General features: G+C 71.8%; 10 protein-coding genes. 3 read left to right on the forward strand and 7 right to left on the reverse strand.

Going from position 1 to position 16,435, the window contains the following annotated elements; genetic code table 11:
• Positions 1–104: 104 nt before the first annotated feature.
• The 4 genes from AB0J66_RS49365 to AB0J66_RS49380 all read right to left on the reverse strand — a co-directional run bounded on the left by AB0J66_RS49365 (position 105) and on the right by AB0J66_RS49380 (position 5,348).
• Positions 105–2,375, reverse strand: coding sequence for a bifunctional diguanylate cyclase/phosphodiesterase (locus tag AB0J66_RS49365; protein ID WP_364676402.1), 2,271 nt, complete (start codon positions 2,373–2,375; stop codon positions 105–107).
• A 69-nt stretch (positions 2,376–2,444) separates the two neighbouring features.
• On the reverse strand, positions 2,445–3,167 hold the full coding sequence (locus tag AB0J66_RS49370) for a PP2C family serine/threonine-protein phosphatase (RefSeq protein ID WP_364676405.1): 723 nt from the start codon (positions 3,165–3,167) through the stop codon (positions 2,445–2,447).
• A 70-nt stretch (positions 3,168–3,237) separates the two neighbouring features.
• Positions 3,238–4,242: a hypothetical protein gene (locus tag AB0J66_RS49375; protein ID WP_364676408.1), complete on the reverse strand. Its 1,005-nt coding sequence runs from the start codon at positions 4,240–4,242 to the stop codon at positions 3,238–3,240.
• Positions 4,239–5,348, reverse strand: coding sequence for a transporter substrate-binding domain-containing protein (locus tag AB0J66_RS49380; RefSeq protein ID WP_364676410.1), 1,110 nt, complete (start codon positions 5,346–5,348; stop codon positions 4,239–4,241). Before AB0J66_RS49380 ends, AB0J66_RS49375 begins: the two co-directional genes overlap by 4 nt.
• 104 nt (positions 5,349–5,452) lie before the next feature.
• Between AB0J66_RS49380 and AB0J66_RS49385 the strand changes: the two genes are divergently transcribed.
• Entirely contained in the window at positions 5,453–6,100 is a 648-nt protein-coding gene (locus AB0J66_RS49385; protein ID WP_364676412.1) for a hypothetical protein, read from the forward strand.
• Between the two features lie 230 nt (positions 6,101–6,330).
• On the opposite strand, the gene treZ is transcribed toward AB0J66_RS49385, so the two are convergent.
• Genes treZ through glgX form a run of 3 tightly spaced genes read right to left on the reverse strand, consistent with a single transcriptional unit; the run spans position 6,331 to position 12,447 of the window.
• A complete protein-coding gene (treZ, locus tag AB0J66_RS49390) occupies positions 6,331–8,064 on the reverse strand; it encodes a malto-oligosyltrehalose trehalohydrolase (protein ID WP_364676414.1) in 1,734 nt (577 codons plus the stop codon).
• Entirely contained in the window at positions 8,061–10,331 is a 2,271-nt protein-coding gene (gene treY, locus AB0J66_RS49395) for a malto-oligosyltrehalose synthase (protein ID WP_364676417.1), read from the reverse strand. The genes treZ and treY overlap by 4 nt, the downstream gene beginning before the upstream one ends.
• A gap of 4 nt (positions 10,332–10,335) precedes the next feature.
• The gene (gene glgX / locus AB0J66_RS49400; protein ID WP_364676419.1) at positions 10,336–12,447 is read right to left on the reverse strand and encodes a glycogen debranching protein GlgX; all 2,112 of its coding nucleotides are present in this window, start codon (positions 12,445–12,447) and stop codon (positions 10,336–10,338) included.
• Positions 12,448–12,724: 277 nt separating this feature from the next.
• Between glgX and AB0J66_RS49405 the strand changes: the two genes are divergently transcribed.
• Complete coding sequence (locus AB0J66_RS49405; RefSeq protein ID WP_364676422.1) at positions 12,725–14,566, forward strand: amylo-alpha-1,6-glucosidase; 1,842 nt, start codon at positions 12,725–12,727, stop codon at positions 14,564–14,566.
• A 63-nt stretch (positions 14,567–14,629) separates the two neighbouring features.
• Positions 14,630–15,856, forward strand: a complete 1,227-nt coding sequence (locus tag AB0J66_RS49410) for a glycosyltransferase family 4 protein (protein ID WP_364676425.1) — start codon at positions 14,630–14,632, stop codon at positions 15,854–15,856.
• The last annotated feature ends 579 nt before the right edge of the window (positions 15,857–16,435 follow it).

A 16,435-nucleotide genomic window follows, 5' to 3' on the forward strand; every position in this document is an offset into this window, starting at 1 on the left:
GCGGCGCGCCCCCCGCTTGGGTCGGTTGGGGCCGCCCCCCCCCCCGCGGGGCCCCCCCCCCCGCGGCCCCCCCCCCCCCGCCCGCCCCCCCCCCCCCACGCCGGTCAGGAGAGCTGGGCGGTGGGCTGGGCCGGGATCGACGGGGCCTTGAGGCGGTGCAGCGGTCCCGGCTGGCCGAACAGGTAGCCCTGCCCCAGCAGACAGCCCAGCTCGGCCAGGGCGGCCGCCCGGGACGGCGTCTCGATGCCCTCGGCCACCACCTTGATGTTCAGGCCGTCGCACAGCGTCACCACCGAGCGGCACAGCGCGCCGGCCTGGTCGGGGGCGATGTCGACGTCGGTGAGCGTCGAATCGAGCTTCACGATGTCGACGGGCAGGGAGTGCAGCTGGGCCAGCGCGTTGAAGCCGCTGCCGAAGTCGTCCAGGGCGACCCGGATGCCGTGCGCGCGCAGCCGGGTCACCACGGCCGCGGCGGCGGGCAGGTCGGAGATGCGGCGGGTCTCGGTGATCTCGACGACCAGGCGGGCGGCGGGGACGCCGTGCCGGGTGAGGGCGGCCACCACCACGTCTTCCAGGCCGGGGCTGAGGCGGGCGGCCGACACGTTCACGTGCAGGTCGACCGGGCGGCCGTAGATCAGGGCCAGGGTGGCCGCGTCGGCGCAGGTCTGGTCGAGGACGAAGTCGTCGATGGCGGCGACCAGGCCGGTGCGTTCGGCGACGGCGACGAAGACGTCGGGGTGGACCGGGCCGGCGACCGGGGACGTCCAGCGGGCCAGGGCCTCCACCGCGACCGTGGCGCCGTCGGTGAAGCGGACGATCGGCTGGTAGTGGACCTCGAAGCCGGCCTGGCCCGGTTCGCCGGCCAGCGCCTGGGCCAGCAGGTGGGGCAGGTCGGCGTGTGGGCCGCCGGCCGGGCCGGAGTAGCGGGCCATCGTTCCCTTGCCGCGGCGCTTGCTGGCGTACATCGCGGCGTCGGCCCGGCGCAGCAGCGCGTCGGCCGTGAGGGGCTCGGCCGGGCTGGGCACGACCAGGCCGAGGCTGGCGCCGACGCTGATGGTGTGGCCGTCGATCAGGAACGGCTCGCGCAGGGCGGCCAGGATGCGGTGGCCGACCGCCTCGGCGTCGGCCGGGCGGTGGTCGAGCAGGACCGCGAACTCGTCGCCGCCGAGACGGGCCACCAGCTCGTCGGGGCCGGCGCAGCGTTGCAGGCGCTCGGCGATGGCGTGCAGGATCCGGTCGCCGATGGCGTGGCCGAAGCTGTCGTTGATCAGCTTGAAGTCGTCGAGGTCGGCGAAGAGGACGGCGACCGGCCGGTCGCCGGCCCGGCCGAGGCGCTCGTGGAACAGCGCGCGGTTGGCCACCCCGGTCAGCGGGTCGTGGAAGGCCTGGTGATGCAGCCGCTGCCGGCCTTCCGAGACCCGGTCGAGCAGCACCGTGTTGTCGACGATGGTGAACATCTGGCGGGCCACGACCAGACCCAGACCGAGCCACCCCAGGTACGCCTCGAAGGGCGACAACGGTTTTCCGGCGCCGGTGTTCACCGCGATCATGACGCCGGTCGCGGTGACCGGGATGTACGGCAACAGCAGGTGCAGCCAGTCGTGTTCACCGGATCGCGGCGGGTGGTCGGTGTCGATCACGATCGGGCTCAGCGCCGCCATCGCCACGAACAGGGGCCCGGCCAGGTAGCCGGCCGACTCCATCGGCGTCAGCTGAGCGTCGGCCAGGCCGACGAGGCGGAGCGTGTCGGAGACGCCGAACGCCAGCAGGGCCAGCCCGCCCCAGACCAGCGGCTGCCGCCCGGTCCGCGAGGCCGGCCGGGTCAGCAACAGCAGCGCGGTCATGGTCAGCAGGAAGAGATCGGCCACCGGGTACGCGGCGGCGACCACGATCACCGCGGTCGTGCGGCCGCCCCAGTCGAACGGCACGGTCGACCAGAGCAGGGCCAGGATCGAGCCGGAGATCAGCACGCTGTCGATGAGCAGGGCGATCTGGTCGCGGCGCACCGAGGTCGGCACCGGCCGCGGGCGGGTGTACGGCGCGTACAGCAGGGCAGCGAGCAGGCAGAGAGGCAGCACGAGGAACCCGACGTCGGAGACGTCGGTGGCGGGCCGGCCGGGCACCATGAGCTCCTGGACCAGCCACCACAGCCGGACGAGGGCCCACACGGCCAGCCCGGAGCCGGCGAAGAGCCGCCACCGTCGATGCATGCCCGTACGGCCGCGGGCCGTCGCGAAGCACACCCAGGCCGCCGCCGATCCCGCGATCAGCTGCCCGCAGTCCTCGTAGAGCCGCCACCCCGGCGGCCCGATGAGTTCACCGGCCGCGACGGCACCGAGGACGAGCGCCAGCGTGACGAAGAGTCGCGCCGTCATCATCACCACCCGATACGAGCCGCGGGCCCCCTGATCCGCGACCGGAGTAAGGTACCGCAGTCGTGACGGTCAGTCGCCGGCTGTCAGATCGGCGACAATCACCGTGATGTTGTCCGGCCCGCCGCCGCGCAGGGCCAGGTCGAGCAGCCGCTCGCAGCACGACTTCGGATCGTCGGCGCCCAGCATCTCCTGCTCGATCGTCTCGTTCGACACCACCGCGGTCAGCCCGTCGCTGCACAGCAGCCACCGGTCGCCCGCCTCGGGCTCGACGATCACGTAGGACGGGCTGACCGGCTCGCCCTGCAGGACCCGGGTCACCACCGAGCGCCGCGGGTGGCCGGCCGCCTCCTCAGGGCGGATCAGGCCCTGGTCGACGAGCATCTGGACGTACGTGTCGTCCTTGGTCAGCTGGTTGAGCCGGCTGTCCCGCAGCAGGTAGGCCCGGGAGTCGCCGACGTGCGCCATGGCGGCCCGCGACCCGGAGAAGATGACCGCGGTCAGCGTGGTGCCCATGCCCTGCAGCGAGTTGTCGGCCTCGACCTGCTCGGCGATCCGGCCGTTGGCGACCTCGAGCGCATGGTGCAGGGCGTCCATCTGCTGATCGTCGTCGATCGGGACGTCGAGCGGGCTCAGGGCTTCGATCGCGAGACGACTGGCGAGGTCGCCGGCGGCCATGCCGCCCATGCCGTCGGCCACGACGAGGAGCCGGTCACCGGCGTAGTAACAGTCCTCGTTGTTGCTGCGGACATGTCCTTGATCGGTGACGGCCGCCCACCGCAGGTGCAAGGTCATGGCGTGCAGCTTCCCAGATCATTGCAACCCTGTCTGCACGTGGTCGGCGGCATGTCGCCCGAAAACGCACCTACCTGGGATTCAGCGGACGGCCGAGGCATCGCGGGTCCACCTCCGTGACGCGGCGTGTGGGGGCGATCCACGACAGGACGGAGGCCGACAGGGGCCAGCCGCGCACGGCGACGCTGCTTTCCGGTGGGCGGACCGGCTCGGGGCACAGCGTCTTGGAGCGCACCTGGTCGTTGGGGATGAACGTGACGTCCCCGGCCGACTGCAGCACGGTCGTGGAGGTGTCGTCGACGCTGATCAGCTGGCCGCGGACGACCTCGATGGCGCCGCCGGGCGGGCCGACCTCGACGGCGCTGTTGGGCAGCACGGGCGCGCGCAGGAAGACGATGCCGATCAGCAGCGGGGCGACGAGGGCGGCCCCGACCGCCGGCCAGTGCGTGAACAGCCGGGCCGCCGAGGCCGGCACCGGGCCGGTCAGCAGCGGGCCGAGCAGCGGCGGCACACCGAGCAGGATCGCGGTCGACATCTCGCCGGTCCGCAGCGCGGCGGTGATCCCGGGCCAGACGAAGGCCAGCACGAGCGCCCCGACCAGGATCGGCACCCCGAGCGTGATCCACACCATGAGGGGCCGTACGCCCCGGAAGCGCTGGGCCGCGGTCAGGCCCAGGATCGCCACGATCAGCATGCACAGCGTCGGCAGCAGGCGCAGCTGCCAGGTGAAGGCGGCCAGCATCGCGGCCAGCAGCACCACCCAGTCCGGCATCCGCAGGGCGGTCACCGCCAGCATCGACCGGCCGGTGTCGTCGGGCTTGCTGACCAGCAGGATGCCGCCGAGCAGGCGCAGCACCAGGATGACCGCGGGCACCGTCCAGATCAGCGTGATGATCAGGGCGCTGATCATGCCGAGCGGGCTGATGTACTGCACCAGCAGCAGCATCGTGGGCAGGTCCTGCCGGCTGAGGTACCACAGCCGCAGGACGAGCAGCACCAGCGGGAAGGCCGGCAGGACGGTCAGCAGCCAGTTGAGCTGGGCGCGGCGTTTCCGGGGGACGAAGGCGACGGTCATCCGAAGACGTCCTCCCACGGCAGCTCGCGGATGGCCGGCCGCGAGACGCGGGGCTGCTGGGCCACCGCGATCGGCGTGGTCCCGTTCTGCGCCGTCTCGGACTGCAGGTTGCGCTGGTAGGCGGTCTCCCACCGGTCGTCGGCCGGGTCCGCGTACGAGCGGTACAGGGTCAGGTCGACGAGCTTCTTGAGGGCCAGGTTGTCGCCGACGTTCACCCCGTACGCCTCGGTCTTCTCCAGCCCGAGGTCCCAGTGCTGGAACTCGGAGGGGGACTGGTTCTTGAAACCGGCCAGGATCGCGGCGTCGGTGGAGACGGCGTCGACGTTGCCGCTGCGGAGATCGGCGATGCACTCGCGCATGCGGTTGCGGCTGATCACGTCGATGTCGCGGCCGGTGAAGACGTTGACGCTGGTCGCCGTGGACAGCGAACAGACCTTGTCCCCGTAGAGGTCGCGGAGGGTGGAGACCGGCCGGTGTTTCTTCTTGGTCAGGGTGAGCACCGATTGCTCGGTGAACAGGTAGGGCTGGGAGAAGGTCACCCCGGGGGCGGCTTCCCGCTCGGCCGTGATGCTGAAGCTGGCGATGACCATCTTCACCGGTACCCGTTTGCCGGCCAGATCGACGGCCTGCATGCGCAGCCGGTCCTCGCTCTCCATGCCGTAGAACCGCACGTCGTCGCGGCGGAAGCCGAGATCTTCGGCGACCATGTACGCCACGTCGATGTCGAACCCGCTCCACACGCCGTTCTTGTCGCGCAGGGCCACTCCCGGCTGGTCGTCCTTGACCCCGATGGGCAGCACGGTCCACGTGTCCACCCCGGACTCGGCCCGCAGCTCGGCCACCGACGGCGGCCCGCCCACGAAGACCCGCACCACGGCCAGGGCCAGGGCCAGCACGAGGGCGAGCCCCAGCGCGGCCAGCCGGAACATCGCCAGGTTGAACCGGGGCGGCGGGTCGACCAGCGGCTCCGGCTCGGGCGGGGGCAGCCGGCGATCGGCCGCCTCGCGCTCCGCGACGTCCTGCACCGCGATGTCCTCGGCGCTCCCGTCCGGCCCCGGCATGCGCCGGCGCAGCGGCCACGCGAATCGGCTCGAGCTCTCCGGCATCCGCCACCTCCCCATCCATGGCGGCCCCATCGTGCCGCACGAATGCTACGGGCAGGAATCATGGCGCATGATTCACCCGGGCCGCGCCGGGTAGTTCTGGCTCCATGAGACTCGGACGTGTGCTGGCCGCGGTGGCGGTGACTGCCTTGGCGGTACGCGTCGTCCGTTCCCGCCACGTCCGCTTCATGCATCCGGACGGCCGCACGTTCGAAGGCGAGCTGGAGGTCTGGGGTGACGCCACCGGCGCCGCCCTGCTGGACCGGCCCGGCCGCCACCCGGTCACGGTCCGGATCTCCAAAGGGGCCGGTACGAAACCGCACTGGCCCGACGTCATGGGCATCGGCGTCCGGGTGACCGGCGACGAGCCGATCGACCTGCTGGTCTCGTCGTGCGGCCGGGGCCGGCTGGGCCGCCACGTGCCGGTGCCGCGGCGCTCGTTCGACACCGTCTACGGCTCTATAGCCGCCTACCGGACCGGTTCCGGCCGCAAGATCTACCTGGGCGCGCGGGCCCGGCTCGGCGCGACGCTGGAGGCGCTGGCCACCGGCCCCGGCCTGATCACGTTCGACGTGGACGGCCGGCCGGTCGCCCGGGTCACCCTGGGCCGGCCGCTGCCGTCCGCCGTGGACGCGGCGCTGGCCTTCGATCCGGTACGCAACATCGCGCCCGATCTTCACCCGATCGGCCTGCTCCACCGCTCCCGGGCCGTGGCCTACCCGCTGAGCCAAAAGTGGCGTGGCGCGAAGGTTTAACCGTCCTGAGCGGTGGGAACCCGGCGCGCCAAGGAAGCCCTGGACGACAACCGGACGCGTCCGTGCCCCCATGGATGCTGCTGTCCTTCTCGACCGGTTGATCGGAGCTTCCGGGCACCCGGACGGTCGCCCGCTCCGCCCTGGGAAGTCGAGGTTCCGGCGCCTCGGCCTCCCGGACGGGCCGTCGAGCGACGACCGTCCGGGCTGCCGAACAGCACCGACGAGAAGGGTCAGCGGAAGGCGACGACCACGGCCGTCTCGGCCGGCAGCTCGACCCGGTCCCGCTGGAGCACGACCCCCTCCGAGGAGGCCAGCAGCACCTTGCTCGGGGTGTCGCGCAGGCTCACCGTCTGCGGGGCCGAGGCCAGGTTGACCGCCACCGCACACCGGCCCCGCTTCATCACCAGGTGGTGGTCGCCGTGCCAGACCTCGACCTGGTCGAGCCGCGGGTCGGAGAGGTCGGCCCGGCTGCGGCGCAGCGCGATCAGCTTGCGATAGAAGTCGAGGATCGCGGCGTGGCCGGGCTTGCCGAGCTCGTCCCAGTCGAGCTTGGAGCGCTGGAACGTCGACGGGTCCTGCGGGTCGGGCACCTCGGCCTCGGCCCAGCCGTGCTCGGCGAACTCGCGCCGCCGCCCGTTCTGCACCGCCGCCGCCAGCTCGGGCTCGGGGTGGCTGGTGAAGAACTGCCACGGGCTGCTGGCCGCCCACTCCTCGCCCATGAACAGCATCGGCGTGAAGGGCGAGGTGAACAGCAGCGTCGCCCCGATCTTGAGCAGGCCCGGCGACAGCGTGGCCGAGATCCGGTCGCCGATGGCCCGGTTGCCGATCTGGTCGTGGTTCTGCAGGTACGTGACGAAGCGGTGCCCGGGGATCAGCGCCCGGTTGACCGGCCGCCCGTGGTGGCGCTGCCGGAAGCTCGACCACGTGTTGGCGTGGAAGAACGCGCCTTCCAGGACCGTCTGCAGGCAGTCGAGCGAGCCGAAGTCGGCGTAGTAGCCCTGCCGCTCGCCGGTCAGCAGCGTGTGCAGCGCGTGGTGCACGTCGTCGGCCCACTGGCCCTGCAGTCCGAAGCCGCCGGCCTCGCGCGGCGTGATCAGCTTGGCGTCGTTCAGGTCGGACTCGGCGATCAGCGACAGTGGCCGGTTGACGTGGGTCGACAGCGACTCGACCTCGACCGTCAGCTGCTCGAGCAGATTGATCGCGGAGTGGTCGACCAGCGCGTGCACGGCGTCGAGCCGCAGCGCGTCGACGTGATAGTCGCGCAGCCACATCAGCGCGGAGTCGATGATGTACCGGCGGACCCCGTCGGCGTGCGGGCCGTCCAGGTTGATCGAGTCGCCCCACGGGTTGGAGCCGGCCGAGCTCAGGTAGGGAGCGAACATCGGCGCGTACGCCCCGGAGGGACCGAAGTGGTTGTAGACCACGTCGAGCACCACGCCGAGACCCTTGTTGTGGGCCGCGTCGACGAAGCGCTTGAGCCCGTCCGGGCCGCCGTAGACCTCGTGCGGCGCGTACCAGCAGACGCCGTCGTAGCCCCAGTTGTACTCGCCGTTGAACGAGTTGACCGGCAGCAGCTCGACCAGGTCGACGCCGAGCTCGACGAGGTGGTCGAGCCGCTCGATGGCGGCGTCGAACGTGCCCTCGGGCGTGTACGTGCCGACGTGCAGCTCGTACAGCACCGAGCCGGGCAGCTGCCGGCCCGTCCACGCCTTGTCCGTCCAGGCGAACGCCGCGTCGTCGTACACCCGGCTGGCCGCGTGCACACCCTGCGGCTGCCACCGCGAACGGGGGTCCGGCAGGGGCGTCTCGTTGTCCGGCAGGACGTACGCGTAGTCGGTGCCCGGCCCGGCCGACGGCACGTCGAGGCGCCACCACCCGTCGTCGCCGCGCTCCATGTCGAGAACGTCCTCGCCGATCCGCAGCCGGACCGACTTCTCCGGCGCCCACACCTCGAACAGCGTCATGACTCTTTCACCAGCAAAGCGACGGGATAGGTACGCAACAGCTCGGAAACTTGCAGCTTGTTCCCGCCGTAGCTCGTATCAGTGAATACTTCCAGCCAGCTGTGACCATCGAGTGACAAGGTGGTGTCACCCCAGCCGCCGTGACGTGACAAGCCCACCGGCAGGCGGGTGGCCACCGTCACCACGCCGCCGCGGTCGAAGGCGAGCACGTGCTCGCCGACCCGCCCCTCGGCGAAGGCCGGGCGGTAACCGGTGAACAGCTCCGGCCGCTGCCGGCGCAGCCGCATGGTCCGGCTGGTGACCAGCAGCTTGGCCGCGCCGGTGTCGTCCACCGGGGGCAGCCAGCCGTCGTCCATGCGGGCCAGCAGCTCGCGCCGCTGGGCGAAGTCGACCGGCCGGCGGTTGTCCGGGTCGACCAGCGAGTAGTCCCACAGCTCGGTGCCCTGGTAGACGTCGGGCACGCCGGGCATGGTCAGCTGCACGAGCTTCTGGCCGAGCGAGTTGGACCAGCCGGGCGGGGTGATCGACGCCGCGAAATCGGTCAGCTCCCGGTTGAGCGCCGGGTCGTCGTACATCTTGTCGACCATGGCCCGCAGCGCGGTCTCGAAACCCTCGTCGGGGTGCTGCCAGGTGGTTCCGGTGGCGGCTTCGCGGGCTGCTTTGAGGGCGTACGCCTGCAGGCGCTCGCGCTCGATCGGCCAGGCGCCGACCGCGGCCTGCCAGATCAGGTGGGCCAGAGCCGGGTCGGGCAGCGGAGCGACCCGGACCCAGCGGCGCACCACCTCGGTCCAGTCCCCCGGCACCTCGGAGAGCACGGCGAGCCGGGCCCGCACGTCCTCGCTGCGCTTGGTGTCATGCGTCGACAACGTGGTCATGGAGGCCGGCCATTTGCGCTGGCGTTCGTGGCTGGCGTCGTGGAACTCGTCCGGGCTGACGCCGAACTTGGTCGGGTCGTTGCCGACCTCGTTGCGGGCGGTGAATCGGGTGTAGCGGTAGAACGCGGTGTCCTCCACGCCCTTGGCCATCACCGCACCGGTGAACTGCTGGAAGCGTACGGCCAGCTCGTCCGTGGGGTTGCGCAGGCGAGCGGTGAGCTGGTCAAGGACCGGGATCAGCTGCGGGCGCCGGCGACCGGCCTCGGACCGCGCCTTGGCCAGATGCCGCGAACCGAACGGCAGGTAGGAGCGGTAGACCGGGAAGCAGGCGGCGAGCTCGGCCAGCGCGCGCGGGGCGGCCTCGACGTCCGGGGCCAGCCGGGCCATGCGGGCCAGCTCGGCCGCGAGCAGTGTGGTCGCGACCGTGTGCTTGGTCTCGTGCACGAGGTCCGGCCAGGAGGTCTCGCTGCCGGTCAGGTGGCGGTCGAGGGTGTCGAAGAACGCCTCGGTGCTGGGGTCGACGAAGACCCCGCCGACCTCGGCCAGCGCGTCGTAGCCGGTGGTGCCGTCGACCGGCCACTCGGGCATCTCCTCGCCCGGCTCGAGGATCTTCTCGATGACCAGCCAGGCGCCGGGCGCGGCCTCGTGCAGGCGCTCGAGGTACTCCCCCGGGTCGCGCAGGCCGTCCGGGTGGTCGACGCGGAGGCCGTCGACGATGCCCTCGCGGTGCCAGCGCAGGATCTCGGCGTGGGTGGCCTCGAAGACCCTGGGGTCCTCGACGCGCAGCCCGGCCAGGTCGACGATGGCGAAGAACCGGCGGTAGTTGAGCTCGGAGTCGCCCCGGGTCCAGTTGACCAGCTCGTAGTGCTGCCGGTCGTGCACCTCGCGGGCGGTGCCCTCGCCCGTCCCCTCGGCGATCGGGAAGCGCTTGTCGTAATACCGCAGCTCCCCGTCCTCGACCCGCAGCTCGTCGAGGGCGTTCGGGTCGTCCGCGAGAACCGGGATCATCAGACGGCCGCGCGACCAGTCGATGTCGTAGAAGTCGGCGAATTCGGACTCGCGGCCCTTGGCGAGCACGTCCCACCAGGTCGGGTTGGCGTGCGGGACGGCCACCCCGGCGTGGTTCGGGACGATGTCGACGACCAGGTTGAGGCCGGCGTTCTTCAGAGCCTGGGAGAGGTTTTTCAGGCCGTCCCAGCCGCCCAGCGCCGGGTTGACTTGCGAGTGGTCGACCACGTCGTAGCCGTGCTCGGAACCGGGAGTCGAGGTCAGCAGCGGAGCGGTGTAGAGGTGCGAGACGCCGAGATCGGCCAGGTAGTCGGCCAGTTCGGCGGTCGCCGCCAGCGGGAAGTCGGGGCGTACCTGGACTCGATAGGTTCCGGAAGGAGCCATGTGGTTAGACCGTCCTGTCGAGCACGATTAGGGACCTGTCGGGGACCAGGATCTTGCTGCCGGCCTCGACGACCGACGGGCGATCCGGGGACGGCTCGGCGGTCTCGATGACCTTTTCCCACTTCTCGCCGTATTCAGCGGGCGGAGTGGAGAATTCGATGGGCGCGTCGTGCGCGTTGAAGAACAGCAGGAACGAGCTGTCGACGTGCCGCTGCCCGTACTGCCCGCGCTCGCGGATGCCCTCGCCGTTGACGAACAGCGCGACCGCCCGCCCGAAGTCGTTGCCCCAGTCGTCGCCGGCCATCTGCCGCCCGTCCGGGGTGAACCACTCCAGGTCGGGCAGGGGGTCGCCGCCGCCGCGGGCGGTCACCGGCAGCCCGGTGAAGAAGCGCCGGCGCTGGAACACCTGGTGACGGTGGCGGAACGCGGTCAGCTTGCGGGTGAACTCGAGCAGCGTCTCGTCGGCGTTGCCCCAGTCGATCCAGGAGATCTCGTCGTCCTGGCAGTAGGCGTTGTTGTTGCCCTGCTGGGTGCGGCCCAGCTCGTCGCCGTGCGAGATCATCGGCACGCCCTGGCTGAGCATCAGCGTGGCCAGGAAGTTGCGCCGCTGCTTGGCCCGCAGCGCGAGCACCTGCTTGTCGTCGGTCGGGCCCTCGACACCGCAGTTCCAGGAGCGGTTGTGGCTCTCGCCGTCCCGGTTCTCCTCGCCGTTGGCCTCGTTGTGCTTGTCGTTGTACGAGACCAGGTCGTTGAGCGTGAATCCGTCGTGCGCGGTCACGAAGTTGATCGAGTGGAAGGGCTTGCGGCCGTCGTCCTGGTAGAGGTCGGCCGAGCCGGTGATGCGCGAGGCGAACTCGGCCAGCGTGGCCGGCTCGCCGCGCCAGAAGTCGCGGACCGTGTCGCGGTACTTGCCGTTCCACTCGGTCCAGTTCGGCGGGAAGTTGCCGACCTGGTAGCCGCCGGGGCCGACGTCCCACGGCTCGGCGATCAGCTTGACCTGGCCCACCACCGGGTCCTGCTGGACGACCTCGAAGAAGGTGGAGAGCCGGTCGACGTCGTAGAACTCGCGGGCCAGGGTCGACGCGAGGTCGAAGCGGAACCCGTCGACGTGCATCTCGGTCACCCAGTAGCGCAGCGAATCCATGATCAGCTGGAGGCTCTGCGGGCTGCGCACGTTCAGGCTGTTACCCGTGCCGGTGTAGTCCATGTAGAACTGCGGCTGATCGTCGACGAGCCGGTAGTACGTCCGGTTGTCGATGCCCTTGAGCGACAGCGTCGGCCCCAGGTGGTTGCCCTCGGCCGTGTGGTTGTAGACGACGTCGAGGATGACCTCCATGCCCGCCTTGTGCAGGGCCTTGACCATCCCGCGGAACTCCTGGGTCTGCTGCCCGAGGGTCCCGGTCGACGAGTAGCCGTGGTACGGCGCGAAGAAGCCGAGCGTGTTGTAGCCCCAGTAGTTGCGCAGGCCCAGGTCGTGCAGCCGGTTGTCGTGCACGAACTGGTGCACCGGCATCAGCTCGACCGCGGTCACGCCCAGGCTCTTGAGGTGCTCGATGATCGCCGGGTGCCCGATCGCGGAGTAGCTGCCGCGCATGTCCTTGGGCACCTCGGGGTGCCGCTCGGTCAGGCCCTTGACGTGCGTCTCGTAGATCACCGAGTGGTGGTACGGGATGTCCGGCCGCCGGTCGTTGCCCCAGTCGAAGTACGGGTTAACGACGACACCCTTGGACATGTACGGCGCCGAGTCCAGATCCGACATCTGGTCCGGGTTCTCGAAGTCGTACGCGTACAGCGACGGGTGCCACTCGATGTCGGCGTCGACCGCCCGGGCGTACGGGTCGAGCAGCAGCTTGTGCGGGTTGTACCGCAGACCACGGGACGGGTCGTACGGACCGTACATCCGGTAGCCGTACCGCTGCCCCGGCTCGACGCCGGGCAGGTAGGCGTGCCAGACGAACGCGTCCTGCTCGTGCAGTTGGACCTTCCGCTCGTTCCCGGACGGGTCGAACAGGCACAGCTCGACCGCCTCGGCCCCCTCGGCGAAGATCGCGAAGTTCGTGCCCGTCCCGTCGTACGTGGCACCCAACGGGTACCGGTGACCAGGCCAAACCTGCATTTCTTGCTCCCACCCCTCGACCGTCGGTGCGCTGTGACCACAGGTGATGCGGACCAACGGCGGGCCTAGCTTGCCCCGCGATCCGGCCACCTAATCATCTGAGGTCACGTCAGCGTCATTCTCGCCGATGGTCACGATGGCGTCTGCGCGACCGCCCGGTTACCCGCCGAACAGGTGGGAACAAAAGGGGTTTGCCACCGGCGAAACTGAGCATAGATGCGGCGTGCCGATCATTTTCGGACCGCACACGTGCGGATCCACGACGCGCGAATGGCTTGTGACGGACGGCACGGGTGGATTCGCCACCGGCACCGTCCGAGGGCTGCGCACCCGTCGCTACCACGCGTTGCTGACCGTGGCCGACCCCGCCACGGCGATCCGGCACACCGCGCTGGCCGCGCTCGATCTGACGGTGACGCTGCCCTCGGGCACGAAGGTGGCGCTCTACACGCACCAGTGGGCCTCGGGCGCGGTCGCCCCCGCGGGCGACCGCTACCTCGAGACCTTCGAACTGGCCGACGGCGTGCCGCGGTGGCGGTGGCGGATCGGCGACGTGGTCATCGAGCGGGAACTGGCCATGCGGCACGGGCATCCGTCGGTCGGCGTGACCCACCGGGTGGTCTCCGCCTCGGGCGCGGTCGGGCTGGCCGTGGCCGCGATGTGCACCTGGCGCGACGCGCACGGCGAGCGGCACGCCTCCGGGCCCGCGCTCACCGTCGAGCAGGTGGCCGACGGCGTGATCGTCGAGGGGGCGTACCGGATCGCCGGGCCCGGCTGGCAGCCCGGCGGTGAATGGCACCTCGGCGCCTACGCGCGCGAGGAGGCCGAGCGCGGGCTGCCCGCCGTCGAGGACCTGTGGCACGCGGGCACGTACTTCGAGCGGGTGAACCCGGGCGAGAGCATGGAGATCTCGGCCTGGGCGGGCGAACTCGGCCACCGGCCGCCGCCGGCCTCGGCCGTGGTCACCGCGGCCCGGGTCCGGGCCCGCGAACTGACCACCCGGGTCAAGGCGGACGAGACGCTCCTGCTCGCGGCGGACAACTTCATCGTCCGTACGCCCGGCGGGCCCGACGTGGTGGCCGGCTATCCCTGGTTCGGCAGCTACCTCGGCGACACCATGACCGCGTACGAGGGCCTGTTCCTCGACACCGGACGGGCCGACGAGGGACGGGAGCTGCTGACCACCCGTACCGCCGCAGTGGCCTCGGAATGGGCCGAGCCGGACGGGCCGTGGGCGCCGCACGATTCCCCGGACGCGGCGCTCTGGCTGGTGCACGCGGTCGACCGGCACGTACGCCGTACCGGCGACACCGACCTCGCGGCCGAGCTGATCGAACCCCTCGGCCGCCTGCTCGGCGAGCGCCTCGGCGGTGACGGGCCGCTCGACCTGGACCCGGCCGACGGCCTGCTGCGGCTCGGGCCCGCCGGCACCTGGATGAACGGCTTCACCGCGGACGGCCTGGTCACCCCGCGCGTCGGCAAGCCGGTCGAGATCAACGCCCTGTGGGTCAACGCGCTGGCCGCGATGGCCGACCTGCACAACGAGGCCGGACTCGACGACTCCTCCCTGCGGGCCCGGCACGCCCGCGCCCAGGAGTCCTTCCTGTCCCGCTTCCGCGCACCCGAGGGCTGGCTCTACGACGTGGTCGAGGGCCCGGTGTCGACCTACCCGCTGGGCGCCGGGAACCACCACGACGACCCGACGCTGCGTCCCAACCAGCTGCTGGCCTGGTCGCTGCCGCACGCGCCGCTGCGCGACACGCTGCCCGGCGCCCTGTTCCGGATCGGCGAGGCGCTGCTCACCCCGCTCGGGCTGCGCACGCTCGCCCCGAGCGAATACGGCTACCAGGGCGTGCACCGCGGCGACCGGGACGAACGCGACATCGCGTACCACCAGGGCACGGTCTGGCCATGGCTGATCGGGCCGTACGCCGACGCGTGCGCCGCCGCCGGCCTGCCCACCGACGGCCTGCTCACCGGCCTGAAGGCCCACCTGTCGGAGTGGGGCGCCGGATCGGTGAGCGAGACCGCCGACGGGGACCCGCCGCACCGGGCCACGGGCAGCCCCTTCTCCGCCCGCTCCGTCGCCGAACTCCTCCGCACAGAACAGAGCTACTAAGGCGGCTTCGCCGCACTGCAAGATCAAACCGTTGGGAAGGTACGAACCGTGACCCGCATCCTCATGCTCTCCTGGGAGTACCCGCCACTGCTGGTGGGCGGCCTGGGCCGGCACGTGCACGCGCTGGCCACCACGCTCGCCGCCGCCGGCCACGAGGTCACGGTGGTCACCCGGCAGGCCCCGGGCGCGCTGCGCGAGGAGTACGCCGAAGGCGTCCGCATCATCCGCGCCCCCGACGACGCGCCCCGCTTCGAGGTCCGCGACGGCGACATGCTGGCCTGGGCGATGGGGTTCAACCACTCGCTGACCCGGGCCGCCCTGCGCGCCGCCCGCACCGGCTCCTACGACGTCGTACACGCCCACGACTGGCTCGTCGCCCACGCCGCCATGACCGTCCGCGACCACCTGGACATCCCGCTGGTCGCCACCATCCACGCCACCGAGTCCGGCCGCCACCAGGGCTGGCTGCCCCACGCGCACAACCGCACGATCGACGACATCGAACGCTGGCTGGCCCAGGAGGCGGTCCGCACGATCGTCTGCTCCGACTACATGCGCGACGAGGTGCAGCGGCTCTTCGCGGTGCCGGCCGACCGCGTCGACGTCGTCTACAACGGCGTCGACGAGCTGCGCTGGTTCGCCCGCCCGCGCGCGGTCACGGCCGCGCGCCGCCTCTACGCGGGCGGAGACGGGCCGCTGATCAGCTTCGCGGGCCGGCTCGTCTACGAGAAGGGCGTACAGCACCTGCTGGCCGCCGTCCCGGCCCTGCGCTCCCAGCACCCCGGCCTGCGCGTGGTGATCGCCGGCGACGGCCCCTACCGCGCCGACCTGGAAGCCCTCGCCACCGAGGGCGTGACCTTCGCCGGCTTCCTGACCGGGCACCACCTGACCGCGCTGATGGGCGCCTCCGACTGCTACGTCGTCCCCAGCATCTACGAGCCGTTCGGCATGGTCGCCCTGGAAGCGGCCGCCGCCGGCACCCCCATCGCCGTGGCCGACACCGGCGGCCTGGCCGAAATCGTCGACCACGGCGAAACCGGCGTGAAATTCACCCCCGGCGACCCGGCCGCCCTGACCGAGGCCGTCAGCTCAGTCCTGGCCGACCGCGACCTCGCCCGCCGCCTGGCCCGCCGCGCCCGCCGCCGCGTCCGCGAAGACTTCGGCTGGCCCGCCATCGCCGCCGCCACCGTGGACACCTACGAACGCGCCCACCACCACGACTCGAGCCGCGTAACCCGCGAGGCCGAAAGCGTCCTGGCCCAGCTCACCCCCTCCACCATCGCCGACTGACCCACCACCCGCACACGCGGAGCCCGCCCTCCCAGGGGGCCCCCGGCCTAACAGCAATCCTGCCGAAAAACGCCACCCGGCGCGCAAGGCCTGTGGATAACCCACGAGGCCCTGCGTGCCGGCTTCGCTTGAGCCCGAAGAAGCAACTCTTCGGCCGGCGAGTTGGCAGCCCGCCAGCCTGGGCAGCGGGTTACGGCAGACCGAAGAACGCGAGCCAGGCGGGCGGCGGTGCTCTGTGGACAACCCGGCATGTCACCGCGGCCAACCCGGATGCGGGCGGGGCGCGCGGGGCGGGCGTGGGCGCAGCCCGGGAGGGCGTGGGGCGCAACGTGCGGGCGAGGCGCAGCGCGAGGGCGCAACGCGAGGGCGCGGCGCGGCGCAAGGGCGCAACGCGAGGACGCGGCGCGGCGCGAGGGCGCGGGCGCGGCGCGCGAGAGCAGCGCTAGGGCGAGGGCGTGGGGCGCGGGCGCGTAGCGCGAGGGCGCGGCGCGCGGGCGAGGGCGAGGGCGTGGGCGCGGCGCGCGGGCGAGGGCGAGGGCGTGGGCGCGGCGCGCGGGCGAGGGCGGGGGGGGCGGGGGT

The sequence above is a fragment of the Actinoplanes sp. NPDC049598 genome (assembly GCF_040675435.1).
Classification (GTDB): Bacteria; Actinomycetota; Actinomycetes; order Mycobacteriales; family Micromonosporaceae; genus Actinoplanes.